Origin of the sequence: Luteococcus sp. H101, from assembly GCF_038433155.1 — a bacterium.
GTDB lineage: Bacteria > Actinomycetota > Actinomycetes > Propionibacteriales > Propionibacteriaceae > Luteococcus.
Genome location: NZ_JBCDMW010000029.1, coordinates 53,449 through 75,241 on the forward strand (window position 1 = coordinate 53,449; position 21,793 = coordinate 75,241).

Consider the following 21,793-nt stretch of genomic DNA (forward strand, 5'->3'; position numbering starts at 1 on the left):
TTCACCTTTGCCAGAGCTGGTGCCACTGGACGCCCAGGTCCAGCAGCATCTGGCGGACCAGTGGCAGGGAGATGCCCACCACATTGTGGTAGTCGCCGCTGATCCCGGTGACGAAGGCCCCGCCGATCCCGTCGATTGCGAAGGCGCCGGCCACCCGGGTGGGTTCGCCGGTGGCCACATAGGCGTCGATCTCGGCGTCGTCCAGGTCCGCGAAGGTGACCGAGGTGCTGCCCACCCGGTTCACCTCGCGTCGGCCCCGCTCGTCGTCGACGACGACGTGGTGCCCGCTGTGCAGGATCGCCGTGCGGCCCCGGATGGCCCGCCACCGCTCCACCGCCGCCTGGGCAGTCTCCGGCTTGCCCCACGCAATCCCGTCCAGCTCCAGCATCGAGTCGCAGGCCACCAGCGTGAAGCCGCTCTGCCCCGCCAGCCGAGTGAGCACCTCGTGCGCCTTCAACCGCGCCAGCTCGGCCGTCAGGGCCGCTGGGCTGGCTGCCCGCACCGCCGATTCGTCGACGTCGGGCCGGATCACCTCGGCGGTGATTCCGGCCCGGGCAAGGGTGGCCAGGCGGGCGGGGGAGGAGGAGGCCAGAATGAAACGCACGCCCCCAGCCTAGGGCTGGGGGCGCACGGTGCTCGGGCTGGCCCGACGGGTGGATGGTGGCTTCGACAGGCTCAGCCACCGAGGAGGCGGCGCAGCCAGCGTCCGAGTTACTTCTTGCCGCCGAGCAGACCGCCGAGGATCTGGCTGACGATGTCGCCGCCGGTGGCCTGCGCCTGCTGGGTGGTGGCCTGGGCATTGGTGGTGTCGAAGGGGTTGTTGGCCGGAGCGGCATTGCCGCCCAGCACGCTGCCGAGCACCTGCGAGAGCACGCCACCGAGCATGCCGGAGTTGGCGCTGCCCGCACCGGCCTGCTGGCCGGCGCCCCCCAGCACCTGGCCCAGGATGTTGCCGGCCGCGCTGTTGCCGCCACCCAGCTGCTTGGCCAGGTAGCTCAACACGATCGGGGCCAGAATCGGCAGCAGCTTGTTGACCAGGGCGCTGCTGACGCCGGCCTGGGAGCTGAGGGCCTGGGCGACGCCGTCGGTCTGGTTGCCGAAGACGTGGCCGATGATCTTCTCGCCGTCCGCGGTGTCGACGGCCTGCAGGTCAACCGGCTGGTCGGTGGTCAGCAGCTCTTTGTCCTTGTGCTGCTCCAGGGCCTGGGCCAGCGACAGCTCGCCCTCGGGGTTCTGCGCGTTCTGGGTCAGCCCACCCAGGATGCTGGTGACGGCCGGTGCCGCCGCCTTCTCAACCGCGGCAGGGTCCTCGTTGAGCTCGGAAGCCAGCTGGTTGATGGGCAGGGCGGCAAGAATGTCGTTCAGGGCGCTCATGCGGTGGGTCCTTTCAAAGTGACTGCCCCCAGCGTGACACAAAAGCGCGCCGCGCAACGCAATATTCGCCTCAAGGGGAACAGCCCACGGGCATGCTTCAGCTCCCGCCCGGGAAAGCGGACGGGAGCTGAAGGTGAAACGTGGAGATCTGTCAGCCGACCTCAGGGACGGGCGCTGTACCGCCAGGCCTCGCGGCCGGGGTTGACCGGCCGCCGCAGGGTGCGGTGGTAGCTCTTCCAGCCGCCGGCCAGCGGACGGTCGTCGCTCTGTTCGGCCGGCGCGCCGGCCCGGTGGGCCGCCTGCAGGACCGCCATCACGGCGGCCAGTTCGACGTCGTCGGGGTTGCCCCCGCTCACCTGGAAGGTGAGCGGGGTGGCCTCGGCGCTCTGCTCGGTTTCGGTCATGGCATCGCTCCCGGTCACAGCGGAATGTTGCCGTGCTTCTTCGGCGGCAGCACCTCACGCTTGGTGCGCAGCAGACGGAGCACGCGGATCACTTCGGCGCGGGTCTCGTGCGGGTAGATGATCTGGTCCACGTAGCCGCGCTCGGAGGCGACGTACGGGTTGGCCAGCTCGTCGTTGTACTCCTGGATCAGCTCCGCGCGGCGCTTGGCCTTGGCGTCGGCATCCTCGATCTCGCCGAGTTCCTTGCGGTACAGGATGTCGACGGCACCCTCGGCACCCATCACGGCGATCTGCGCGGTGGGCCACGCCAGGTTCACGTCGGCACCCAGATGCTTGGAACCCATCACGTCGTAGGCACCGCCGTAGGCCTTGCGGGTGATCACGGTCAGCAGCGGCACGGTGGCCTCCGCGTAGGCGTAGATCAGCTTCGCGCCGCGACGGATGATGCCGGTGTGCTCCTGGGCGACGCCGGGCAGGAAGCCCGGGGTGTCGACGAAGGTCAGCACCGGGATGTTGAAGCAGTCACAGGTCCGCACGAAGCGGGCCGCCTTCTCCGACGCGTCGATGTCCAGACAGCCGGCGAACTGGGTGGGCTGGTTGGCCACGACGCCGATGGAACGGCCCTCGATCCGGCCGAAGCCGCAGATGATGTTCTGTGCGAACAGCTCCTGCACCTCCAGGAACTCGTCGTCGTCCAGCACGCAGCGGATCACTTCGCGCATGTCGTACGGCTGGTTCGGGGAGTCGGGGATCAGGGTGTCGAGCTTGCGGTCGTGGTCGGTGATCGTGAGGTCCACTTCCTCGTCGTCGACGATCGGCGGGTCCTCGAGGTTGTTCTGCGGCAGGTAGCTGATCAGCTCGCGCACGTACTCCAGGGCGTCGGTGTCGTCGGCGGCCAGGTAGTGGGCATTGCCGGACTTGGTGTTGTGGGTCCGGGCGCCGCCCAGGTCTTCCAGCGTGACGTCCTCACCCGTCACCGTCTTGATCACGGCGGGGCCGGTGATGAACATCTGGGAGGTCTTGTCCACCATGATGGTGAAGTCGGTCAGGGCGGGGGAGTAGACGTGGCCACCGGCCGCCGCGCCCATGATCAGGCTGATCTGCGGGATCACGCCCGACGCGTGGGTGTTGCGACGGAAGATCTCGCCGTACAGGCCCAGCGAGACCACGCCCTCCTGGATCCGGGCGCCGCCACCCTCGTTGATGCCGATCAGCGGGCAGCCGGTCTTGATGGCGAAGTCGATGATCTTCACGATCTTCTCGCCGTAGACCTGGCCCAGCGCGCCGCCGAAGATGGCAACGTCCTGGCTGAAGACACAGACCGGACGGCCGTGGATGGCGCCGACGCCGATGATGACGCCGTCACCATAGGGCCGCTTCTTCTCCATCCCGAAGGCCTGCGAACGGTGTCGAGAGAACTGGTCGAGTTCGGCGAACGTTCCCTCGTCAAGCAGGGCGAGGACGCGTTCGCGTGCGGTCATCTTGCCTTTGGCATGCTGCTTCTCGACCGCCGCAGGCGAGGCGGCATTGACAGCGGCGTCAATGCGGCTACCCAGGTCGGCGATCTTTCCAGCTGTGGTGTGGATGTCGATCTCCATGGGGCAGACCTTAGCGTCTGCGGGCCCCTCATGGGTCCGTTCGCTTGGGCAATTCCACGCCTCGGGACTAGCCTCACCTCCATGCCTGCCAGCGAACCCGTCGATCAAGACCTGCTCTCACGGCTGCTTTCCGGCGTGAGCCTGTGGAAAGAGGTCCGTTGTGTGCCCACTACGGGTTCCACCAATGCCGACCTGACCGAACTTGCCAGAAATGGAACGGCGGACGGGATCGTGCTGGTCAGCGAGGAGCAGACCGCCGGACGGGGGCGGTTCCAGCGACGCTGGGAGACTCCGGCCGGGGCCGCCGTCGCCTTCTCCCTACTGGTGCGGCCGTCGCGTCCGGCGCAGGACTGGGGCTGGCTCTCCCTGCTGGCGGGAATGGCCGTCGCGACGGGGATCGAACGGGCTACCGAGGCCCAGCCCGGCCGGGTGGAGCTGAAATGGCCCAATGACGTGCTGATCGACGGCCGCAAGGTGTGCGGCATCCTGTCCGAGCGGGTGGAGTCCGATGGCGGTTCCGCGGCCGCGGTGGTGGGCGTCGGCATCAATGTCTCCCTCGACGAGGCGGAACTGCCGGTGCCGCATGCCACCTCCCTGCGGCTGGCCGGCCTGTCCGAGGACAAGGCGGCGGTGCTGGCGGCCATCTTCACCGAATTCGCCCGGCTGTACGAGCTGTGGGAACGCGACGGGCAGGTGCACGACGAGTACGCCGAACGCTGCGCCTCCATCGGGGCGGCGCTGCGGGTGATGGTGGACGAGCACACCAATGTGCTGGGCACGGGCGATTCGGTGGACCAGTGGGGCCGGCTGGTGGTGCGCACCGCGGACGGGTTGCAGGCCTTCAGTGCCGGCGACGTCTTCCACCTGCGTCTGCAGTAGTCAATCGGCTGACCGGGGCGCGGGTACTGTGGCAGCATGGCGAACTCTTCCCCGCGCAGCCGCAAACACCTGGGTGCCGACGAGCAGGTGGTGCGCCGGATGCACACCCACGCCAAGGCCCTGATCCTGCCGGTGATGGCGCTGTTGGCGCTGGCGCCGCTGGTTGGCTTCGGGCTGGCCTGGTTGCCGGCCGACGCGCAGCCGTGGGGGAGCTGGGCGTTGCTCGGTGTCGGGCTGGTCCTGCTGCTGGGCCTGGTGGTGCTGCCGATCCTGCGCTGGTGGTGCAATACCTGGACCCTGACCACCCGTCGGATCATCCACCGGCAGGGCATCCTCACGCGCAGCGGCCACGACCTGCCGCTGACCCGGATCAACGACATCGCCAGCGAGCGCGGCCTCATCGACCGGGTGCTGGGCTGCGGCACCCTCAAGCTGACCACGGCCGCGGAGGACCCGGTCTACCTGCGCGACATCCCCGACGTCGAACGGGTACACGTGATGCTCTCCGAGCTGCTGTTCGGCTCCCCGGACCAGGCCCTGGAGCAGGCCGACGAGGAATGGCGCGACTGAGCCGTCGTCGTCGGGCAGCGCACCCGTCGCCGCGGGGGCCGACGGGCATGCGGTCACGAAGGCCGACGAGGTAAGGTCTGCGCGTGGATTCCCAGAGCAGCAGCGCACGACGTCCCTATGTGATCGGCATCATCGGCGGGGGGCAGTTGGCCCGGATGATGCACCAGGCCAGCATCGGCCTGGGTGTGCGCGTCCGGCTGCTGGCCGAAGGGCCCGACGTCTCGGCCGCCCAGGTGGTGCGGGATGTCACCGTCGGCGACTACACCGACCAGCAGGCCACCCTGGACTTTGCCAGGGGATGCGACGTGGTGACCTTTGACCATGAGCACGTGCCCACCGAGCTGCTGCACCAGATCGAGGCGCTCGGGGTGGCCGTGCGGCCCGGCCCCGACGCCCTGGTGCACGCCCAGGACAAGGCCGTGATGCGCGCCAGGATGGCCGAGCTGGGCGCCCCCAACCCGCAGTGGCAGGTCTGTCAGGGCGTCGAGGAGCTGGTGGCCTTCGGGGAGCGGATCGGCTGGCCGGTGATCGCCAAGACCTCGCGCGGCGGCTACGACGGCAAGGGCGTGTGGAAGATCGACGGCCCGGACCAGGCCCGGGAACCCTTCGAGGCGCTGGCCCAGCAGGCCACCACCGTCGACGGCGGCGTGATCGACCGGAGCGGCACCGTGATCGTCGCCGAGGAGTTCGTGGACTTCGCCCGGGAACTGTCCTGCCTGGTGGTGCGCTCGCCGCAGGGCCAGGCCGTCGCCTACCCCGTCAGCCAGACCCTGCAGACCGACGGGATCTGCGCCGAGACCATCACCCCCGCCCCGGACATGTCCGAGGAGCAGGCCAGCGAGCTGCAACAGCTGGCGCTGCGGATCGCCGGGGAACTGGGCGTGGTCGGCTTGCTGGCGGTGGAGCTGATGCAGCGGCGCGACGGCTCGGTGGTGGTCAACGAGCTGGCGATGCGCCCGCACAACACCGGCCACTGGAGCATCGACGGCGCCAACACCAGCCAGTTCGAGAACCACCTGCGCGCCGTGCTGGATTTGCCGCTGGGCGACCCCGGGCTGCGGGCACCACACGTCGTGATGACCAATGTGCTGGGGGGGTCAGAGCCGGACCTGACCGGCGCCCTGCAGCACTGCTTCGCCCGGGACCGCCGGCTGCGGGCGCACCTGTACGGCAAGGACGTCAAGGCCGGCCGCAAGGTGGGTCATGTCACCACCTACGGTGATGACCTGGCTGACGTCACCAAGCGCGCCCGCCACGCCGCCGGCTACCTGATGGGAGACCGCAATGCCTGATCTGGAGAACACTGTCCCGGCCGGTGGGTCATCCCCGCTGGTCGGAGTCGTGATGGGCTCGGATTCGGACTGGCCGACGATGGAGGCCGCCACCGCCGCGCTGGACGAGTTCGGGATTGCCTGGGAGGCCGACGTCGTCAGCGCCCACCGGATGCCGGAGGACATGGTGCGTTATGGTCGCGAGGCGCACACCCGTGGGCTGCGCTGCATCATCGCCGGTGCCGGGGGAGCAGCCCACCTGCCGGGCATGCTGGCCGCGCTCACCCCGCTGCCCGTGATCGGGGTTCCGGTGCCGTTGAAGTACCTGGACGGGATGGACTCCCTGCTGAGCATCGTGCAGATGCCGGCCGGCGTCCCGGTGGCGACGGTGAGCATTGGCAATGCCCGCAATGCCGGCCTGCTGGCGGCCCGGATGATCGCCGCCGGTGACCCGGAACTGACCCAGAAGATGCTGGACTTCCAGGCCAGCCTGCGCGACGTCGCCCTGGCCAAGGGTGAGAAGGTGCGCGCGCGCAACCGCTGAGTGGGCCGCCGTCAGTTCACGTCGCGATGGTGGAAGACCGCCCAGCCCAGCGCGACGGCCAGCAGCGCCACCCCGAAGAGCACCGCGGCGCCGTCCATCCGGTCCAGGGTGTGGGCGGGCCAGGTGCAGTTGATCCGGCCCAGGTCGCAGACCTCCACGGTGTATTCGGCCTTGCCGGTCATCCACGCCTCGAAATTGGACAGCAGACCCCAGCGCTGCAGGCGGCTGCCGCTCCCGCCGTCGACCACCACGGTGAAGCCCAGCCAGACCCCGCACAGGGCCACCACGGCCGCGGTGTGCCGGGTGAGGAAGGCCAGTCCGGCGGCCGCCAGCCCGGCGGCGGTGGCCAGGATGGTGACCCGCCCCAGCCCGAACAGCACCGAGAGCTGGTTGCGCGGGGTCAGGTCCGGTTTGAGGTGGTTCAGCTGGGCCACCAGCCAGACCCCGGCCAGGTAGACCAGGCTGGCCGTCAGGCACAGCGCCACACAGCCCAGGGCCAGCGCCAGCAGCTTGGCCCAGAAGACCCGGCTGCGGCGGGGCTCGAAGACCAGCCAGCTGCCGATGTTGCCGGTGCCGAACTCGGCCCCGACGAAGCTGGCCCCGATCAGCAGGCAGGCCGACGACAGGCCGACGGCCAGCGCCATGTCCAACCCGACCACCAGGCTGGTCACCCCCTGCGGCTCCATCGCGGTGGGGGGCAGGCCGGGCCCAATGTTCGCCTCGGTGCAGGGCCAGGTGGGGGTGCCGTTCTGCCGCGCGAGGGCATTGTCCGCCTCGCACTGCTTGATGATCTGGGCCTTGTTCTTGTCCCAGTCGGCCTTGGCGGCCTGCCAGGACTGCAGGTACGCCTCCTGCTGGGCCTGGCTGGGCATTTTGGTGGACTCCCATGCGGCCCACCCCAGCAGGCCCAGACCCAGCAGCACCAGCAGCAGGGTGAGCAGGGTCAGCCGACGTCGGACGAGCCGGTGCAGTTCCGCGATGACCAGGCGTAGCATGTCAGTTCTCCTCGTCCGCGGGGCGGGCCTCGGTGATGCGGGACCCGGTGGGGCGGGACTCGGTGGAGCGGGCGACGATGTCGTCCCGCCGTCTCTGGCTGGGCAGCAGGGGTGGCAGCTCGATCCCCGGGCCGACGGTGGGTTCCAGCCCCTGCTTGCGGGTGAGCTCCAGGTAGACCGCCTCCAGGTCGCGTCGCACGCTGACCAGTTCCCGCAGGTAGAGGCCCTCGTCGGCCAGCAGCCGGGTGATCCGGGCCGGGTCGCCGGAGCCCTCCACCAGCAGGGCGGTGCCCTCGGGGATCACGGCCAGCCCCTGCTGCACCAGCAGCTGCGCGGCGCGGGTGGAGTCGTCCACCTGGATCCGCATCCGGCTGGCGCGGGCGCCCAGCAGGTCCACCACGGAGCCGCTGGTCAGCAGCCGGCCCTTGCCCACGATGCTCACCGTGTCCGCCATCTGCTCCACCTCGGACAGGATGTGGGAGCTGACCAGCACGGTGCGCCCCTCCCGGCCCAGGCTGCGGATGGTCTCCCGCACCTCGTGGATGCCCGACGGGTCCAGCCCATTGGTGGGCTCGTCGAAGATCAACAGCTCCGGGTCCTTGAGCAGCGTGGCCGCGACGGCCAGCCGCTGCTGCATGCCCAGGCTGTAGGTGCGGTAGGGGTCCTTGGCGCGCTCGGTCAGGCCCACCTGGTCCAGCACCCGGCCCACCCGGGCGCGGGGCACCCCGGCCGCGTCGGCGGCCAGCTCCAGGTTGAGCCGGGCGGAGAAGTTGGGGAAGAAGCGGGGGCGTTCCACCACGGCGCCCACCTGGCCAATCACCTCGGGCAGTCGACGCGGCACGGCGCGGCCCAGGATGGTCATCTGACCCCGGTCCGGGCGCACCAGCCCCAGCAGCATCCGGATGGTGGTGGTCTTCCCGGAACCATTGGGCCCCAGGAAGCCGTGCACGCCGCCGCGCGGAACCGCCAGGTCCAGGGAGTCGACGGCCACCCGTCGCCCCCGCAGGGTGCGGTAGCTCTTGCGCAGCCCGGCGGTGCTGATCGCCAGCTCGGTCATCTGCCCACCTTCGTCATCCTCGGCCCACCCTGGGCACGGTCCGACGCTAGGTGAGCGGAATCGGGGCTGTCAGCGTCGTCCGGGCAGACCAAGACCGTGGTCGTACCGGCTCACCTCACTTGGCGTACTGCTCCAGCCCGGAGGTGTCACCCTGCGCCATCTTCCCGAACATGGCGCCGGCCTTCTCATCGTCCCAGAGCACCGAGGAGCCGGCCTGGGTGTGGGCGTCGGGATTGCTCACCGGCACCGCCAGGGTGAGGCCCTCGCCGCTGGAGATCGCGCGCATCGCGTTGGCGGCGCTGGCGACGTCACCCAGCCCGGTGTCCTCACCGCGGCCGACGGCGTGCGCGCCGGCCATGTTGAGCCGCCAGTAGCGCACCGGGTTGATGAAGGTCCAGGGGCTGGTGGCCTTCTTCATGATGGCGCCGATCATCTCCCGCTGGCGCTTCATCCGGCCCAGGTCGCCCATCGGGTCGGCCTTGCGCATCCGGACATAGCCCAGGGCATTGGTGCCGTTCAGGTTCTGGCAGCCGGCCGGCAGGTTGGTGTGCGAGTCCTTGTCCACCATCGGCTTGTCCAGGCACATCGTGATGCCGCCCAGGGCATCCACGACGCCGGCGAAGCCGTCGAAACCGATCTCCATGTAGTTGTCTACCCGCAGGCCGGTGTCCTGTTCGACGGTCTTCACCAGCAGCTGCGGCCCGCCCAGAGAGTAGGCGGAATTCAGCTTATTGCGGCCGTGCCCGGGGATCTCCACGTAGGAGTCCCGGGGCAGGCTGACCAGCACCGGCTTCCCGCTGGGCGGGGTGTAGAGCAGCATCATGGTGTCGGTCCGCTTGCCGGTCTCGGTGCCGGTGCCCAGCTGCGCCTGCTGCTCCTTGGTCAGTGCCTCGCGGGCGTCGGACCCCACCAGCAGCGTGGTGGTCCCGGGCTGCTGGCCGGGACGCTCGCCGTCGGGCTGCTCCTTGACCTTGGTGCCGCTGGTCAGGGCGATCAACGGCACCACCACCAGCCAGACCAGCCAGGCCGCCAGCGCGATCAGCAGCCAGCGCAACCACGGCTTGCGGCCGCGGCCGCGGGCGCCCCGCGCGCCGGTGGGACGCGGCCCGGCCGGGCGGTTCCTGGGCTGCGGCGTCGACGGCTGGGCCGTGGCGGGGCGAGCGGCCTGCTGCTGCGGGATCCGCGGGGCCGGCTCGGGGCGCGGGCGGGGCTTGCTGGCGCTCGGGCGGGCACCGCTCACCTCCGCCTCGGTGTGCACCACCCTGGAGGGGCGGTCACCCGCACCCGCGGCCCGGTCCGGGTTGTCCTGGTTGGCGCGCTGGGCGGCCTTGGCGCCCGCCGCGGCGGCGGCACCCGCGGCCAGGGCGCGACGACGCTCCAGCTCGGCCAGCTCGCTGGCGTCCATGATCTTGGTCTTGTCATAGTTCGGCCGCTCGGAGCCGTACAACCAGTCCAGATCGGCCTGGCGGGAGTCGTCGCGAGAATCCATGACAACACCGTAGCGAGGTCATCCCAAGCGCTGGCTGAGGGCGGGCGGGCCGGCAGGGACCAATCAGCCTGCGCGCCTGGGTTGCGGCGCGGCAGGTGTCGCGGGGAAGCCAGTCCGGGCCCGGGCCGTGCTGGCTGCGGCGTGCCGGTTGTGGGGTGGCCCGCCGGGGCTGGAAGAATGTCCCCCATGACCAATTTGCCCTCCGACGCCGAGTCCGAAACCAGGCGTGCGGAGGCACGGCCGGTCAGCGTCGTCATGCCCGTGCTGAACGAGGAACGGCACCTGGCGGCCTCGGTGGCGGGCGTGCTGGCGCAGGACCACCCGATGGAGATCATCCTGGCCGTCGGCCCCTCGCAGGACCGCACGGAACAGATCGCCCGGGAGCTCGCGGCGGCCGATCCCCGGATCAGCGTCGTGCCCAACCCGTCGGGGACCACCCCGGACGCCCTGAACCTGGCGATTGCCGCCAGCCGGTACGACGTGATCGTCCGGGTGGACGCCCACGGTGAGCTGGCCCCCGGCTACATCGACAAGGCCGTGGATCTGCTGGAATCCACCGGCGCGGCCAATGTGGGCGGACTGATGGCGGCCCGCGGCACCACGCCCTTCGAGAAGGCCGTTGCGGTGGCCTACACCTCCAAGATTGGGCTGGGCGGCGGCAGTTTCCACCTGGCCAGCTCCAAGGAGGGGCCGGCCGATACCGTCTTCCTGGGGGTCTTCCGCCGCGACGCGTTGCAGGCCGTCGGGGGCTATGACCCCACCCTGCTGCGGGCGCAGGACTGGGAACTCAACTACCGGCTGCGCAAGCGGGGGGAGACCGTCTGGTTCTCGCCCGAGCTGGAGGTCACCTACCGGCCCCGCTCCACCGTGCAGGCCCTGGCCAAGCAGTTCTTCAAGACGGGTCAGTGGCGACGCGAGGTGATGCGCCGCAACCCGGACACCATCAGCCCCCGCTACCTGGCGCCGCCGGTGGCGGTGCTCGGCATGGGAGCCGGCACGGCGCTGGGCCTGGTGGGCCTGGCGACGGGCTCCCGCGCGCTGCGGCTGGGGCTGCTGCTGCCGGCCGGCTACGCGGCCTCCATCGGTTTGGCCTCGGCCCTGATCCGACGCGAGTTGGAGCCCGGGGTCAGGGCCCGGCTGCCGCTGGTGCTGGCGGTGATGCACCTGGCCTGGGGCGCCGGGGCGCTGAAGGGGCTGCCCTCGGACCAGCGCGACCGCGCCACGGACCCCGACCAGCCCTAGCACTCAGGTCACGGCAGGGCGCGCTCGGCTTCGACAATCCGCGCCAGCTCGGCTGGGGCCGCGTCGCCGCGCACCAGCACCACGGACCCACCGCCCAGCAGCGGGCAGATCAGCATTCGGGAGAGGTCCTGCCAGACGTCACCGCAGGGCTGCACCAGCCGGCGCCCGGCGTCGGGCCCAAGGGTGCCGAGCTCGGCGGTGGTGACGCGTCGTTCCCCGTCGTCCAGCCACAGGTCGGGGGCGTCATTGCGCCAGTGCACGTCGGGCTGGCTGAGCACCTCGGCATAGTCGGTGACCCCGGGCACCGGCGTGGGCAGCCCGGCGCCCAGCGGGTGCAGGGAGCAGACGACGGTCTCCACCCCGGGGACGGGATGGGCGCGCTGCGGGCCCACGACGGCCAGCTCCACCCGGTCCAGGTCATCGCGCGGCAGGGCCAGCACCCGGCCACCCACCTGCCAGGTGGCCATCGCCCAGACCAGGCCCACCCAGTGGCCCGGATGGGTGAGCAACAGCGGCAATCCGATGTCGCCACCCTCATCAAGCCCCAGCGAACCGATCAGGTTGGCCGTCTTGTCCACCCAGTTGGCGAAGGTGCGGGCGGAGAACTCCACCCGGGACCCGTCCGCGGCGTCGTAACAGGTCAGCAGGGGTTGGGCGCCATCGGCCTGCACGCGGGCTTCCAGCGCGGCGACCGGGTCGAGAGGGCTGCTCATTGGGCCATCGTAGGGCGCGGGCGCCGACGCGGGGCAAACGGGGGCGCGGGGCCAAGCGGGATGGGGCGGGATCGGCCGGCTTTTGGCTAGGCTCGCGGCATGAGACATGTGGTGATCATGGCCGGAGGTTCGGGGACCCGGTTGTGGCCGCTCTCCCGCAAGGGCGAGCCGAAGCAACTCCTGGAACTCATTGACGGCAAGAGCCTGCTGCGGCTGGCCTACGAACGCGTCGCCGGCACGGTGCCCGACGCCAACATCCTGGTGTGCTGCGGGGCGGCCTACACCGACGTGGTGGCGCGGCAACTGCCGGAACTGCCTGAAGACAACCTGTTGGGCGAGCCGGTGGGCCGGGACTCGCTCAACGCCGTGGCGTGGCCGGCGGCGGTGCTGCAGGCCCGCGATGCCGAGGCGGTGGTGGCGGTGCTCACCGCGGACCAGATCATCACCCCGGTGGCGGAGTTCACCCGGGCCTTGGACCAGGCCTTCCAGATTGCCGAGGCGGATGCGTCCGCGCTGGTCACCTTCGGCGTTGTGCCGGACAGTCCGCACACCGGCTACGGCTACCTCAAGCGGGGCGAGCCGGTGGCCGGCTTCCCGCAGGCCAGTCAGATCGTCGAGTTCAAGGAGAAGCCGACGCTGGAGGTGGCCGAGCAGTACCTGGCCAGCGGGGACTACTGGTGGAATTCCGGGATGTTCGTCTGGCGGGCGGCCACGGTGCTGGAGCAGCTGCGGATCCTGGAGCCCGCCACCCACGGCGGGGTGCTGGAGCTGGCCGAGCATCCGGACCGGCTGGACCAGATCTACCCGGAGCTGAAGAAGACCTCGGTGGACTACGCCGTGATGGAGCCGGTCAGTCAGGGCCGGGGCAGCGGGCATGTGGTGGCGGTGCCGCTGGAGATCGAGTGGTATGACCTGGGCGGCTATGCGGCGCTGGCCGAGCAGCTGGCCCACGACGAGCACGGCAATGCCCGGGAGGGGGTGACCGTCGCCCTGGACTCCAGCAACAACCTGCTGATCAACCGCGGCCGTCCCGGCACCGTGGTGGCCGTCGCCGGCCTGAGCGGGATGGTGGTCTGCGTCACCGAGCAGGCGACCCTGGTGGTGCCGCTGGCGGACTCCCAGCGGGTCAAGGAAGTGGTGGCCCTGGTGGCCGATCAGGTGGGCCCGGAACTGGCCTGAGCCTGTGCTGCCGCTCGGGTTTCGTCATCCCGCGTCGGATCAATCCGACGCGTCGTGACGCAACCCGAGCGGCTGACTTCTTTTGTCGGTGCTGACCTCTACGCTGTGATCCATGGCAGAGACCGTGAAGCGCATCCGCGAGACCATCGCCCGCGTCGTGCTGGCCGTCAGCGTCGGCTACATCCTCATCTCCCTGGTGCGCGGCGGCTACCTGCTGTACCGGCAGACCCCGCTGGCCGAGACTGCCCGCCTCCTGGGTGGGAGTTCGCTCAGCATCGTGATGGTGCTGCTGGTGGTGGCTTCGGGCCTGGCCTGCGTGCTGGTGCGCCCGGCCACCGCGCGGGGCAGCAAGCTGGCCCGGATGGGGGCCGTCGTGATCGGGGTGGCCGCGCTGCTGGAGGCCCTCTTCCTGGTGGTGGGCATGTTCCAGACCAGGGTCAGCCTGTTCGTCACCGTCCTGGAGGTGCTGGGCGGGGTGCTGGAGATTGCCATCAAGGCGGTGGCGGCGCACGTGCTGTGGCGGGCCAGCGCCGCGACGGCGGGTGCCCCGGCCGTCGAGCCCGTCGAGGCCAAGCAGTCCCAGCAGCCGGTGTCGGCCGCGGAACCGGCGCAGCAGGCCAGCTGGCGGGCCGACCAGGCCGCCGGTGCGGTGTGGACCCGGGCCGGCGATGCCGCCAGCGGTGCGGCCGCCAGCACCTGGGGTCACCCGGGTGCCAAGTCCGGTGGTTGGACGGTGCCCGATGGCCCCGCCGCGCTGGAGGCGCCCGCCCAGACGGCCCCGCGCGGCCCGTGGGCAACGGCCGGTGACCTGGCCACGGGAAGCGCCCTGCCGCCCGGTCAATCCGACGCTGACAACGCCGCGGAGGCTGCCCGCGCGGAGCAGGTGCGGTGGGAGCCCGTTCGACGCCCGGACTGAGGCTTGGCTGAGGGCTGTCAACTCGACGCGCTGATGCTGTTTGTCAAATCCTGATCCCGGCTTGACGCACGGCAACTACACGCATGTAATTAACCGCAGGGGACGCACATTTGCGATCCCCTGACGACGGTTTGGGCCGCCGTCGGTGCCCGATGCGCAAGCGCCGCCGAGAGGACATGAGGCATGGCTGAGCTGCTGACCCTGATCACGGAGGCCGAGGATGGAGTCCTCGGCTGGCAGGAGCGTGCCCTGTGTGCGCAGACCGACCCCGAGGCCTTCTTCCCGGAGAAGGGCGGATCCACCAGGGAGGCCAAGAAGGTCTGCCAGACCTGCGAGGTGAAGGCGGAGTGCCTGGAGTACGCGCTGGGCAATGACGAGCGGTTCGGCATCTGGGGCGGTCTGAGCGAGCGGGAACGTCGCAAGCTGAAGCGCCGCGCCTGAGACCATGACATGGTGATGGCATGACCTTGCACAGCCCCACCACCACCGGGACGGGTTGAGCGCAATGACCACTCCCCAACCGGAGGACGAGGCCCCGGGCCACGTCGCCCCCGATCCGGTGCAGGACTGGTCCTGGGCTCACCAGCCGGACGCAACCGACCCCCGAACGGTTGATCCGGCAGGCGTGGCCGCGGTGCTGGTGGTGCACAATGCCGATGCCTGGCTGGGCCGCAGCCTCGCGGCCCTGACCGCGCTGGATCCGCGACCCCACGTGCTGGCCGTCGACAATGGTTCCAGCGACGGCTCCGCCGACCTCCTGGCCGAGGCGCTGGCCGACGGCCGGATCGACGGGCTGATCCCGGGCCGGGCCGAGGACGGCTTCGGTGCCGCCGTCGCCCGCGCCGAGGCCGAGCTGGACCCACAGGTCGGGTGGCTCTGGCTGCTGCACGATGATCTGGAGCCCCGCCCGGATGCCCTCGCCCGGCTGTTGCTGGCGGCCGAGGAGGGACAGGACGTGGCCGACGGGGATTCCGCCCGGCCGGTGGGCGTCGTCGTCCCCAAGCTGCTGCAACCCCGCCGTCGCAACCATCCCGACCGGATCAGCGAGCTGGGGCAGACCATCTCCCGCACCGGGGAGCGGGTGCTCACCGTCGAACCGGGGGACCTGGACCAGGACCAGCTGCCGTCCGGCGAAGTGCTGGGCGCCTCCACCGCCGGCCTGCTGGTCAGCCGCGAGGCCTGGCGGCGGCTGGGTGGGATGAGCCCGCAGTTGCCGCTCTTCCGCGACGGGATGGACCTGGGCTGGCGGGCCCAGCGCGCCGGCTACCGGGTGCTGACCTGCCCGGATGCCGCCCTGTACCACCGTCGGGCCGGCCGCAACTGGGACCGCACCAGCGCCCTGGCCGGCAATCCGGCCCGCGCCGACCGGCTGTTCGGGATGCGGCTGGTGGCCGCCCACGCCCGGGTTCCGGCGCTGGCCGTGGTCCGGCTGGTGCTGCACAGCATGCTGGTGGCGCTGGGCCACCTGCTGGGCAAGGCTCCCCGTCAGGCCGCCGATGCCCTGGGCAGTGCCTGGGACCTGGCCCGGACCGGGGCCGCCACCACGTCGCTGCGAGACGAGATCCGCTCCGCCCCCGGCCAGCGGGAGGTGACCGCCCTGCGGCCGCGGCGCAGCCGGATGGTGCGGCTGCGCGCGGACCAGGCGGCCGGCTGGGTGGCCGACCGGCTGCTGCCGGAACGTGAGGGCGAGACCAGCCTGGACGAGTTGACCGCCGACGCCGCCGACCAGCGCAACAGCCGGCGCCCGCTCCTGGTGCCGGCCGCCATGACCGTCGTGGTGCTGCTCAGCCTGGTGGCCGGGCGACGCCTGTTCGGGATGGGGTCCTTGGCCGGGCCCGCGCTGGCCCCCGCACCGGAGACCCTGTCCGGGGCCTGGGATGTGTGGCTGCGCACCCCGCCGGGGGAGTGGGCCAATGCCGGCTGGCTGGGGCTTGGCGCGGTGGGGTCCACCCTTGCCCTGGGCCGGCCGGACTGGTTCGCCACCTTGGCCCAGTTGCTGGCCGTCCCCGTGGCCGCCGGCGCCAGCCTGCCGCTGTGGCGACGCCTGTTGCCGCGTGGCAAGCAGTGGCGACGCGTGCTGCTGGCCCTGTTGTGGGGGCTGGCCCAGCCGCTGGTGGGGGTCACCGGCGGCGGATCCCCCGGGGCGCTGCTGGTGGCCTGCCTGGCGCCGCTGGCCGCCAGCGCCTGGCTGGACTGGCGACGCCAGGAAGCCGAGGGTGCGGAGGCCCTGCGGGCGCCGGCCCGCTATGCGCTGTGGGGTGGCTTGGCCTGCCTGGCTGTCCCGGTGCTGTGGTTCGCCGTGGCGGTTGGTGCGCTGGTGGCCGGCACCGGCCGACGCGCGGTGGACCTGCGCGGCATCCTGGTGGCCTTGCTGGGCCCCCTGGCCCTGCTGGCGCCCTGGGGACACCGGCTGATGACCGAACCGGTCCGCTGGTTCACCACCACCGATCCGCTGCTGGCCGGTAGCACCATGGCGGCGCTGCCGGGGTGGGGCAACACCCCGTGGTGGTTGCTGCTGCCGGCCGGGCTGCTGCTGTGGGGGCTGGCCGGCTGGGCGCTGCTGGGCCGGTCCGGCGCGCGCCCGGCTCCCGTGGGACGTCGTGCTGGCGCCCATGCCGTGCCGCAGCCCGGGCCGGGCACCGAGGGCCTGTGGCTGGCGCTGGCCGCCGCCCTGTGCACCTTCCTGGGGCTGTTCGCGGGGCGCAATCGGCTGACCCTGGATGGCACCGCGGTGCACCCGGACCCGCAGGTCTGGCTGCTGCTGGCCGTGCTGCTGCTGCTCTGCCTGACCAGCAACCTGCTGGCCCGCTCCCCGGCGCTGCGCCAACCCGCCCCGATCCTGCTGTGCCTGGTGCTGGCCATCCAGGCCGGCTGGTGGCTGAGCGGCGCCGGCGCCCCGGTGCATCGTCAGGCCAGCGCCCTGCCCGCCAACATCACCGCCGTGCAACACACCACCCGGGCCACCCGGGCGCTGCTGGTGGAAGCCTCCAGCCAGCCCGTGCGGTGGTCGATCACCGCCGCCGACCAGCCCCGGTGGGGCAGCGCGGAGTTCCCCGTAGTGCCCGACGCGCGGCAGCGTGCCACCGCCCAGGCCCTGGCCACCAGTCTGGCCGAAGGTCGCGGCTCGGACGCGCTGGCCCAGCAGGCCCGGGAACTGGGGATCGGGCACCTGTGGCTGAGGGGAGCCAGCCCGGACGCCGTGGCCGCCGTCTCCGACAGCCCCGGGCTGGGGCCGGCCGAGGACCGGGGGGAGGCTCACAGCTGGACCGTCACCGGCCTGGTCAGCCGCACCCCGGCCACCGAGTGGTTTGGTCCGCGACGCTGGTGGCCCGCCGCCGCCCTGTTCGCGACCCTGGCGGTGCTGCTGGTACTGGCAGCGCCCTCCTCGGCGGGGGACCAGGGGCCCCGACGGGCCGCCGTCGAGCGCTCCGGACGCACCCCCAGACACCGCGCGGGAGGAAACCAATGACCGCCGCACGTGACCTTCTGCCCGCCGTCGGGGTCTTGCTCACCGCCGCCGGGCTGACAGTGGCTGCCCTGACTGTGCCGCCACTGAGCACGGGCGCCGATGGGGCGCCGGGGGCGGGTGGCAGCCAGAGCCTTGCGCCGCAGCCGAGCACCCACGCCCTGGCCTGCCCCAGCGCGCCGCCGGGGCAGAGCGCCGCGCAGCTGCTGGACAACTCCGCCTCCGCCGAGAAGGTGGCGGTGGGCCACGTGGGCAACGACGTGGCGGCTGCCGCCCGGCTGCTGCCGGCCGGCCAGCACCAGGCCGTCGGCGGGGTGTGGCTGACGGGGGCGCCCCGGGCCGATGTCAGCTGGTGGGGGCCGTGCCTGCCGGGGGCAGCGGACCAGCTGGTGCAGCTGGCCAACCCCACGGGTGCCAAGCTCCTGCTGGCCAATCCCGGCGCCAGCGACGCCCGGGTGGACCTCACCCTGTACGGCGCGCAGGGGCCGGTCAGGGCCATCGGGACCTCCGGGATCACGGTGCCGGCCGGCGCCCAGCAACTGGTGCCGATCTCCGTCCAGGCGCCCGCCGGGAAGCCCGTCGGGGCCCGGATCGTCGCCTCCCAGGGGCGGGTGGCGGCCTGGGCGATGGTGGACGACGGCGGCGGGGCCGACTACCTGCCCGCAGCCACGGTACTGGGCAGCCAGGTGCTGCCCGCGGTGCCGATGGGGGGCACCAGTCAGGTGCTGCTCACCAACCCGGGGGAGCAGCGGTCCACGGTGAAGCTCACCGCGCACGGTCGGCGCGGCGCCTTCCAGCCGACGGGCGCCGCCGAGACCATCGTCGAGCCCGGCAGCACGGTGCTGGCCGATGTCAGCCGCTCCTTCGCGGGGGAGGTGGGCTCGCTGAGCCTGGCCTCCGACCAGCCGGTGGCCGCCAGCCTGTGGTCCCGGGTGGGCAAGGACCTGGCCCTGGCCCCGGGCATGCCGCTGCTGGGCGGCGGTGAGCTGGTGCTGCCGGCCGCGGCGACGGTGATCCTGACCAATCCCGCCGGGGCTGACCAGCAGGTGCAGGTCCGCCAGAGCGACGGCAGCCAGAAGGAGTGGACGGTGCCCGGTGGTGGGGTGGTGACCATCGAGCCCCAGCCGACCACCGGCCAACCCGGGACGGCGGCACCCGGGCTGATCCGATTCACGGGTGGCCAGGTGGCCGCGGGAGCCGTGGTGACCGGCGCGGGCACCAGTCTGGTGCCGGCGCAGGGGGCCGCCGCGGCGCGCGGGGACTCGACCCTGCGGCAGGACCCGGCGCTGCGCTGAACCCGCCGGCGCTGCGCTGAGCCCGGCCGCTCAGTCCTCGTCGTCCAAGGAGGGGTCGATGTCCCGGACATGCTGGGCGGTCAGGGCCGCCAACTGTTCCACCAGCGTGCGGTGGACCAGTTCCCGCAGCTCGGAACGGGTACTGGCGCGGTGCTCCAAGGGACGTCGGTAGACCACGATCTGGGCCGGCCGCAGGCTGGTGGCCTCGACGCAGACCGCCAGCGGCACCCGGTCACCGCTCCACATGGTGGCCAGGTAGGGCACCTCCTCGACGCCCACGTCCACCCCGTCCAGCCCGCCCGGATAGGTGTCGGCAATCCGGGCGAGGGCATCGGTGACGGCCTCGGTGAAGAACTCCTGCCGGCTCACCCCGCGACGCAGCGGCACCTGCCGTCCGGTCAGGGCATTGGGCAGGGCGATCGGCCCGCGAAGGCCCCGGTCATGGCGGTCACGTCGGCGAGGCATGGCGCCACTGTAGTACCCTCGCCCGGTGGCCCTGAGACGCTGTACGAAGACCGGTTGCGGTAGTGCCGCCGTCGCCACCCTCACCTATGTGTACGCCGATTCCACCGCGGTGCTGGGCCCCCTGGCCCCGGAGCACGTGCCTGGCAGCTACCACCTGTGCGTGCAGCACTGCCGGGACCTCTCGGCCCCCCGCGGCTGGGAGGTGATCCGGCTGCCCGGGGCGGGTCAGCCCGTCGCGCTACCCGCCGACGACGATGACCTGCTGGCCCTGGCCAATGCCGTGCGGGAGGTGGGCACTCTCCCGGAGGAGGTGCCGCTCGTCGCGCCGCAGCAGCAGCCCGTACCCGATGACGAGGCGCAGGTGGTGGTGCTGGCGCAGAAGCGGCACCTGCGGATGATCGGCGACGTCGACGGCCGCCGCTAGGGCCATAGACTGGCCCAGCCGGCCCGAACCTGCGGGCGCCCAGCCACGACGGAGACCAACATGCCCGACCAGATGGAACTGTCGCCCACGTTCCTGGAGATTGCCGCCTGCCCGGCCTGCCACAGCAAGTTCGCCGTCGACTATGACCGGCATGAGCTGGAGTGCACCAACAATGCTTGCCGCCTGGCCTTCCCGGTGCGCGACGGGATTCCGGTGCTGCTGATCGACGAGGCGCGCCGACCCGAGGGCAAGTGACCCGTGGCCGCGCCCGCCTTCGACGACAGCCGGTTGGATGACCCGGTGGCCCTGCAGGCCATCGACGACCAGCTGCGCCAGCTGGCCTCCGCCGGTGCCCGGGTGCGGGTGCTGGGCGACGCCGCCCGCCCCGCCGACCCCGCCTGGCTGGAGGTCCGGCCGCGGGGAGTGGTGGCGCTGGGCGCCGAGGCGCGGCTGGTGCGGGCCATGCTGGAGCCGGTCTGCCCGGTGCCCTTCGTCGCCTGGCCGGCCGGCGGCCTGCCCGGCTGGGTTGGCCCCCTGGACCTGGTGGTGGTGCTGGCCAGCGAGGGCAGCGAGCCCGACCTGATGGGCACGGTGGCCGAGGCGGTGCGCCGCGGCGCCCTGCTGCAGGTGGCCGCCAACCCGGATTCGCCGATCGCCGAGCGGGCGGCCTCCCGCAACACCTTCGTCCTGCCCACCGGCCACAGCGACCCGCTGGCCACCGTCGTGGTCACCCTGGAAGTGCTGCACCAGCTGGGCTTGGGGCCGGCCGTCAGCCACCAACGGGTTGCCGACCAGGCGGACCTGGTGGCCGAACAGTGCTCACCCCACCGGGACCTGGCGCAGAACCCGGCCAAGGACCTGGCCGTCGCCCTGGCCGAGGCCCAGCCGCTGGTCTGGGGCGGTTCCGTGCTGGCCGCGCGGGCGGCCCGTCGGATCGCCGAGGCCCTGCGTCGGGCCAGCGGCCGGCCGGCCCTGGCCGCCGACGCGAGTGCGCTGTTGCCGGTGCTGGAGGCCTGCCAGCCGCGCGATCCCTTCCGCGATCCCTTCGACGAGGAGAGCGCCACCCTGCCCGGTGTGTTGCTGCTGGTGGACGACGGGGTCCTGGACGAGCGGGTGCGACGGGAGCGCGGCCAACTGGTCAGCGCCGCCGAACGGCACGGGGTGCGGGTCTGCGAGATCGGCTCGGGCACCGCGGAATCGCTGTCCTCCCTGGACCGGTACGTGGAGCTGCTGCAACGGGGCCGCTATGCCGCCAGCTACCTGGCGCTGGGGCTGGCCGAGAACGAGGGGAGTATCCCGCGATGAAGGTACTGGTGTTGAACGGTGTGAACCTGGGTCGGCTGGGCAAGCGCCAGCCGGAGGTCTACGGCGCCACCACCCACGCCCAACTGGCCCAGCGGCTGGTGGCCGTGGGCGCCGACCTGGGGTTGACGGTGGAGGTGCGCCAGACCGACGTCGAGGCGGAGATGATCGGCTGGCTGCACGAGGCGGCCGATTCCCAGACCCCGGTGGTGCTCAACCCGGCCGCCTGGACCCACTACTCGATTGCCCTGGCCGACGCCGTGGTGCAGGTGCCCCGGGTGATTGAGGTGCACATCAGCAATGTGCACGCCCGGGAGGACTTCCGTCGCCACAGCGTGGTCACGCCGTATGCCGAGGGTGTGATCGCCGGGCTGGGGCTCGGCGGCTATGAACTGGCGCTGCGCCACCTGGCCGTCACCTCCTGAACCCTCGCCCACGGTCCCGGGCCCGCAACCCCGGTCCCTGGGCTGGTCGGACACGTTCCCGAGCTGGTCGAAGCCACGTTCCCCGAGGTGGTCGAGGGGCGGCTCCGGGGTCCGAAGCACGTCCGATCCCTGAGCGCGTCGAAGGGGTCCGGCCCCGGCGCGGCGGCCACGACCCTTGGTTCCAT

The 21,793-nt window shown here is 71.9% G+C and carries 23 protein-coding genes; 14 read left to right on the forward strand and 9 right to left on the reverse strand.

Annotated elements, in window-relative coordinates; translation table 11 throughout:
• Position 1: 1 nt before the first annotated feature.
• The 4 genes from AAEX60_RS12240 to AAEX60_RS12255 all read right to left on the reverse strand — a co-directional run bounded on the left by AAEX60_RS12240 (position 2) and on the right by AAEX60_RS12255 (position 3,376).
• Entirely contained in the window at positions 2-604 is a 603-nt protein-coding gene (locus AAEX60_RS12240) for a Maf family protein (RefSeq protein ID WP_342103833.1), read from the reverse strand.
• Positions 605-711: 107 nt separating this feature from the next.
• On the reverse strand, positions 712-1,374 hold the full coding sequence (locus AAEX60_RS12245; protein ID WP_342103835.1) for a DUF937 domain-containing protein: 663 nt from the start codon (positions 1,372-1,374) through the stop codon (positions 712-714).
• A 161-nt stretch (positions 1,375-1,535) separates the two neighbouring features.
• Positions 1,536-1,778, reverse strand: a complete 243-nt coding sequence (locus AAEX60_RS12250) for an acyl-CoA carboxylase subunit epsilon (RefSeq protein WP_342103836.1) — start codon at positions 1,776-1,778, stop codon at positions 1,536-1,538.
• 14 nt (positions 1,779-1,792) lie between these two features.
• Positions 1,793-3,376 carry an acyl-CoA carboxylase subunit beta gene (locus AAEX60_RS12255; RefSeq protein ID WP_342103838.1) on the reverse strand — a complete coding sequence of 528 codons (1,584 nt, stop codon included), beginning with the start codon at positions 3,374-3,376 and terminating at the stop codon, positions 1,793-1,795.
• 81 nt (positions 3,377-3,457) lie between these two features.
• Here AAEX60_RS12255 and AAEX60_RS12260 point away from each other — a divergent pair, with 81 nt between their 5' ends.
• The 4 genes from AAEX60_RS12260 (at position 3,458) to purE (ending at position 6,640) form a co-directional block, all read left to right on the forward strand.
• Positions 3,458-4,255 (forward strand): biotin--[acetyl-CoA-carboxylase] ligase, encoded by a 798-nt coding sequence (locus AAEX60_RS12260; protein ID WP_342103840.1) that lies wholly within the window; start codon positions 3,458-3,460, stop codon positions 4,253-4,255.
• A gap of 36 nt (positions 4,256-4,291) precedes the next feature.
• A complete protein-coding gene (locus AAEX60_RS12265) occupies positions 4,292-4,825 on the forward strand; it encodes a PH domain-containing protein (RefSeq protein WP_342103841.1) in 534 nt (177 codons plus the stop codon).
• A gap of 83 nt (positions 4,826-4,908) precedes the next feature.
• Positions 4,909-6,117 (forward strand): 5-(carboxyamino)imidazole ribonucleotide synthase, encoded by a 1,209-nt coding sequence (locus AAEX60_RS12270; protein ID WP_342103843.1) that lies wholly within the window; start codon positions 4,909-4,911, stop codon positions 6,115-6,117.
• Positions 6,110-6,640 carry a 5-(carboxyamino)imidazole ribonucleotide mutase gene (gene purE / locus AAEX60_RS12275; RefSeq protein ID WP_342103845.1) on the forward strand — a complete coding sequence of 177 codons (531 nt, stop codon included), beginning with the start codon at positions 6,110-6,112 and terminating at the stop codon, positions 6,638-6,640. The genes AAEX60_RS12270 and purE overlap by 8 nt, the downstream gene beginning before the upstream one ends.
• Positions 6,641-6,651: 11 nt before the next feature.
• Here the strand turns inward: purE and AAEX60_RS12280 are convergent, their stop codons facing one another.
• From AAEX60_RS12280 to AAEX60_RS12290, 3 genes are all read right to left on the reverse strand, one after another.
• Positions 6,652-7,635 carry a hypothetical protein gene (locus tag AAEX60_RS12280; RefSeq protein WP_342103847.1) on the reverse strand — a complete coding sequence of 328 codons (984 nt, stop codon included), beginning with the start codon at positions 7,633-7,635 and terminating at the stop codon, positions 6,652-6,654.
• A 1-nt stretch (position 7,636) separates the two neighbouring features.
• Positions 7,637-8,692, reverse strand: a complete 1,056-nt coding sequence (locus AAEX60_RS12285) for an ABC transporter ATP-binding protein (RefSeq protein WP_342103849.1) — start codon at positions 8,690-8,692, stop codon at positions 7,637-7,639.
• 115 nt (positions 8,693-8,807) lie between these two features.
• Complete coding sequence (locus AAEX60_RS12290) at positions 8,808-10,181, reverse strand: LCP family protein (RefSeq protein WP_342103850.1); 1,374 nt, start codon at positions 10,179-10,181, stop codon at positions 8,808-8,810.
• A gap of 186 nt (positions 10,182-10,367) precedes the next feature.
• Between AAEX60_RS12290 and AAEX60_RS12295 the strand changes: the two genes are divergently transcribed.
• Positions 10,368-11,423 (forward strand): glycosyltransferase family 2 protein, encoded by a 1,056-nt coding sequence (locus AAEX60_RS12295; RefSeq protein WP_342103851.1) that lies wholly within the window; start codon positions 10,368-10,370, stop codon positions 11,421-11,423.
• Positions 11,424-11,431: 8 nt separating this feature from the next.
• Here the strand turns inward: AAEX60_RS12295 and AAEX60_RS12300 are convergent, their stop codons facing one another.
• Positions 11,432-12,136 (reverse strand): TIGR03089 family protein, encoded by a 705-nt coding sequence (locus tag AAEX60_RS12300; protein WP_342103852.1) that lies wholly within the window; start codon positions 12,134-12,136, stop codon positions 11,432-11,434.
• Between the two features lie 99 nt (positions 12,137-12,235).
• Between AAEX60_RS12300 and AAEX60_RS12305 the strand changes: the two genes are divergently transcribed.
• The 5 genes from AAEX60_RS12305 to AAEX60_RS12325 all read left to right on the forward strand — a co-directional run bounded on the left by AAEX60_RS12305 (position 12,236) and on the right by AAEX60_RS12325 (position 18,992).
• Positions 12,236-13,315 carry a mannose-1-phosphate guanylyltransferase gene (locus AAEX60_RS12305; RefSeq protein ID WP_342103853.1) on the forward strand — a complete coding sequence of 360 codons (1,080 nt, stop codon included), beginning with the start codon at positions 12,236-12,238 and terminating at the stop codon, positions 13,313-13,315.
• A 112-nt stretch (positions 13,316-13,427) separates the two neighbouring features.
• On the forward strand, positions 13,428-14,231 hold the full coding sequence (locus AAEX60_RS12310) for a hypothetical protein (RefSeq protein ID WP_342103854.1): 804 nt from the start codon (positions 13,428-13,430) through the stop codon (positions 14,229-14,231).
• 183 nt (positions 14,232-14,414) lie between these two features.
• Positions 14,415-14,672 (forward strand): WhiB family transcriptional regulator, encoded by a 258-nt coding sequence (locus AAEX60_RS12315; RefSeq protein ID WP_342103855.1) that lies wholly within the window; start codon positions 14,415-14,417, stop codon positions 14,670-14,672.
• A gap of 64 nt (positions 14,673-14,736) precedes the next feature.
• The gene (locus AAEX60_RS12320; RefSeq protein WP_342103857.1) at positions 14,737-17,700 is read left to right on the forward strand and encodes a glycosyltransferase; all 2,964 of its coding nucleotides are present in this window, start codon (positions 14,737-14,739) and stop codon (positions 17,698-17,700) included.
• Entirely contained in the window at positions 17,697-18,992 is a 1,296-nt protein-coding gene (locus tag AAEX60_RS12325; RefSeq protein ID WP_342103859.1) for a DUF5719 family protein, read from the forward strand. The genes AAEX60_RS12320 and AAEX60_RS12325 overlap by 4 nt, the downstream gene beginning before the upstream one ends.
• A gap of 30 nt (positions 18,993-19,022) precedes the next feature.
• Here the strand turns inward: AAEX60_RS12325 and AAEX60_RS12330 are convergent, their stop codons facing one another.
• Positions 19,023-19,457, reverse strand: coding sequence for a metallopeptidase family protein (locus AAEX60_RS12330; protein ID WP_342103861.1), 435 nt, complete (start codon positions 19,455-19,457; stop codon positions 19,023-19,025).
• Between the two features lie 25 nt (positions 19,458-19,482).
• Here AAEX60_RS12330 and AAEX60_RS12335 point away from each other — a divergent pair, with 25 nt between their 5' ends.
• From AAEX60_RS12335 to AAEX60_RS12350, 4 genes are read left to right on the forward strand one after another with little or no spacing between them, the layout of a single operon-like run.
• Positions 19,483-19,881: a DUF3499 family protein gene (locus AAEX60_RS12335; RefSeq protein WP_342103863.1), complete on the forward strand. Its 399-nt coding sequence runs from the start codon at positions 19,483-19,485 to the stop codon at positions 19,879-19,881.
• A gap of 60 nt (positions 19,882-19,941) precedes the next feature.
• Positions 19,942-20,136, forward strand: a complete 195-nt coding sequence (locus tag AAEX60_RS12340; RefSeq protein ID WP_342103864.1) for a Trm112 family protein — start codon at positions 19,942-19,944, stop codon at positions 20,134-20,136.
• 3 nt (positions 20,137-20,139) lie between these two features.
• A complete protein-coding gene (locus AAEX60_RS12345; protein WP_342103865.1) occupies positions 20,140-21,186 on the forward strand; it encodes an SIS domain-containing protein in 1,047 nt (348 codons plus the stop codon).
• Positions 21,183-21,608 (forward strand): type II 3-dehydroquinate dehydratase, encoded by a 426-nt coding sequence (locus AAEX60_RS12350; protein WP_342103866.1) that lies wholly within the window; start codon positions 21,183-21,185, stop codon positions 21,606-21,608. Before AAEX60_RS12345 ends, AAEX60_RS12350 begins: the two co-directional genes overlap by 4 nt.
• Positions 21,609-21,793 lie beyond the last annotated feature (185 nt).

Coding starts and splice junctions, on each gene's coding strand:
- AAEX60_RS12330 (WP_342103861.1), bottom strand. CDS start 19,457: ATGCCTCGCCGACGTGACCGCCATGACCGGGGCCTTCGCGGGCCGATC.
- AAEX60_RS12305 (WP_342103853.1), top strand. CDS start 12,236: ATGAGACATGTGGTGATCATGGCCGGAGGTTCGGGGACCCGGTTGTGG.
- AAEX60_RS12285 (WP_342103849.1), bottom strand. CDS start 8,692: ATGACCGAGCTGGCGATCAGCACCGCCGGGCTGCGCAAGAGCTACCGC.
- AAEX60_RS12265 (WP_342103841.1), top strand. CDS start 4,292: ATGGCGAACTCTTCCCCGCGCAGCCGCAAACACCTGGGTGCCGACGAG.
- AAEX60_RS12260 (WP_342103840.1), top strand. CDS start 3,458: ATGCCTGCCAGCGAACCCGTCGATCAAGACCTGCTCTCACGGCTGCTT.
- AAEX60_RS12250 (WP_342103836.1), bottom strand. CDS start 1,778: ATGACCGAAACCGAGCAGAGCGCCGAGGCCACCCCGCTCACCTTCCAG.
- AAEX60_RS12280 (WP_342103847.1), bottom strand. CDS start 7,635: ATGCTACGCCTGGTCATCGCGGAACTGCACCGGCTCGTCCGACGTCGG.
- AAEX60_RS12320 (WP_342103857.1), top strand. CDS start 14,737: ATGACCACTCCCCAACCGGAGGACGAGGCCCCGGGCCACGTCGCCCCC.
- AAEX60_RS12310 (WP_342103854.1), top strand. CDS start 13,428: ATGGCAGAGACCGTGAAGCGCATCCGCGAGACCATCGCCCGCGTCGTG.
- AAEX60_RS12290 (WP_342103850.1), bottom strand. CDS start 10,181: ATGGATTCTCGCGACGACTCCCGCCAGGCCGATCTGGACTGGTTGTAC.
- AAEX60_RS12255 (WP_342103838.1), bottom strand. CDS start 3,376: ATGGAGATCGACATCCACACCACAGCTGGAAAGATCGCCGACCTGGGT.
- AAEX60_RS12315 (WP_342103855.1), top strand. CDS start 14,415: ATGGCTGAGCTGCTGACCCTGATCACGGAGGCCGAGGATGGAGTCCTC.
- AAEX60_RS12300 (WP_342103852.1), bottom strand. CDS start 12,136: ATGAGCAGCCCTCTCGACCCGGTCGCCGCGCTGGAAGCCCGCGTGCAG.
- AAEX60_RS12350 (WP_342103866.1), top strand. CDS start 21,183: ATGAAGGTACTGGTGTTGAACGGTGTGAACCTGGGTCGGCTGGGCAAG.
- AAEX60_RS12325 (WP_342103859.1), top strand. CDS start 17,697: ATGACCGCCGCACGTGACCTTCTGCCCGCCGTCGGGGTCTTGCTCACC.
- AAEX60_RS12340 (WP_342103864.1), top strand. CDS start 19,942: ATGCCCGACCAGATGGAACTGTCGCCCACGTTCCTGGAGATTGCCGCC.
- purE (WP_342103845.1), top strand. CDS start 6,110: ATGCCTGATCTGGAGAACACTGTCCCGGCCGGTGGGTCATCCCCGCTG.
- AAEX60_RS12245 (WP_342103835.1), bottom strand. CDS start 1,374: ATGAGCGCCCTGAACGACATTCTTGCCGCCCTGCCCATCAACCAGCTG.
- AAEX60_RS12295 (WP_342103851.1), top strand. CDS start 10,368: ATGACCAATTTGCCCTCCGACGCCGAGTCCGAAACCAGGCGTGCGGAG.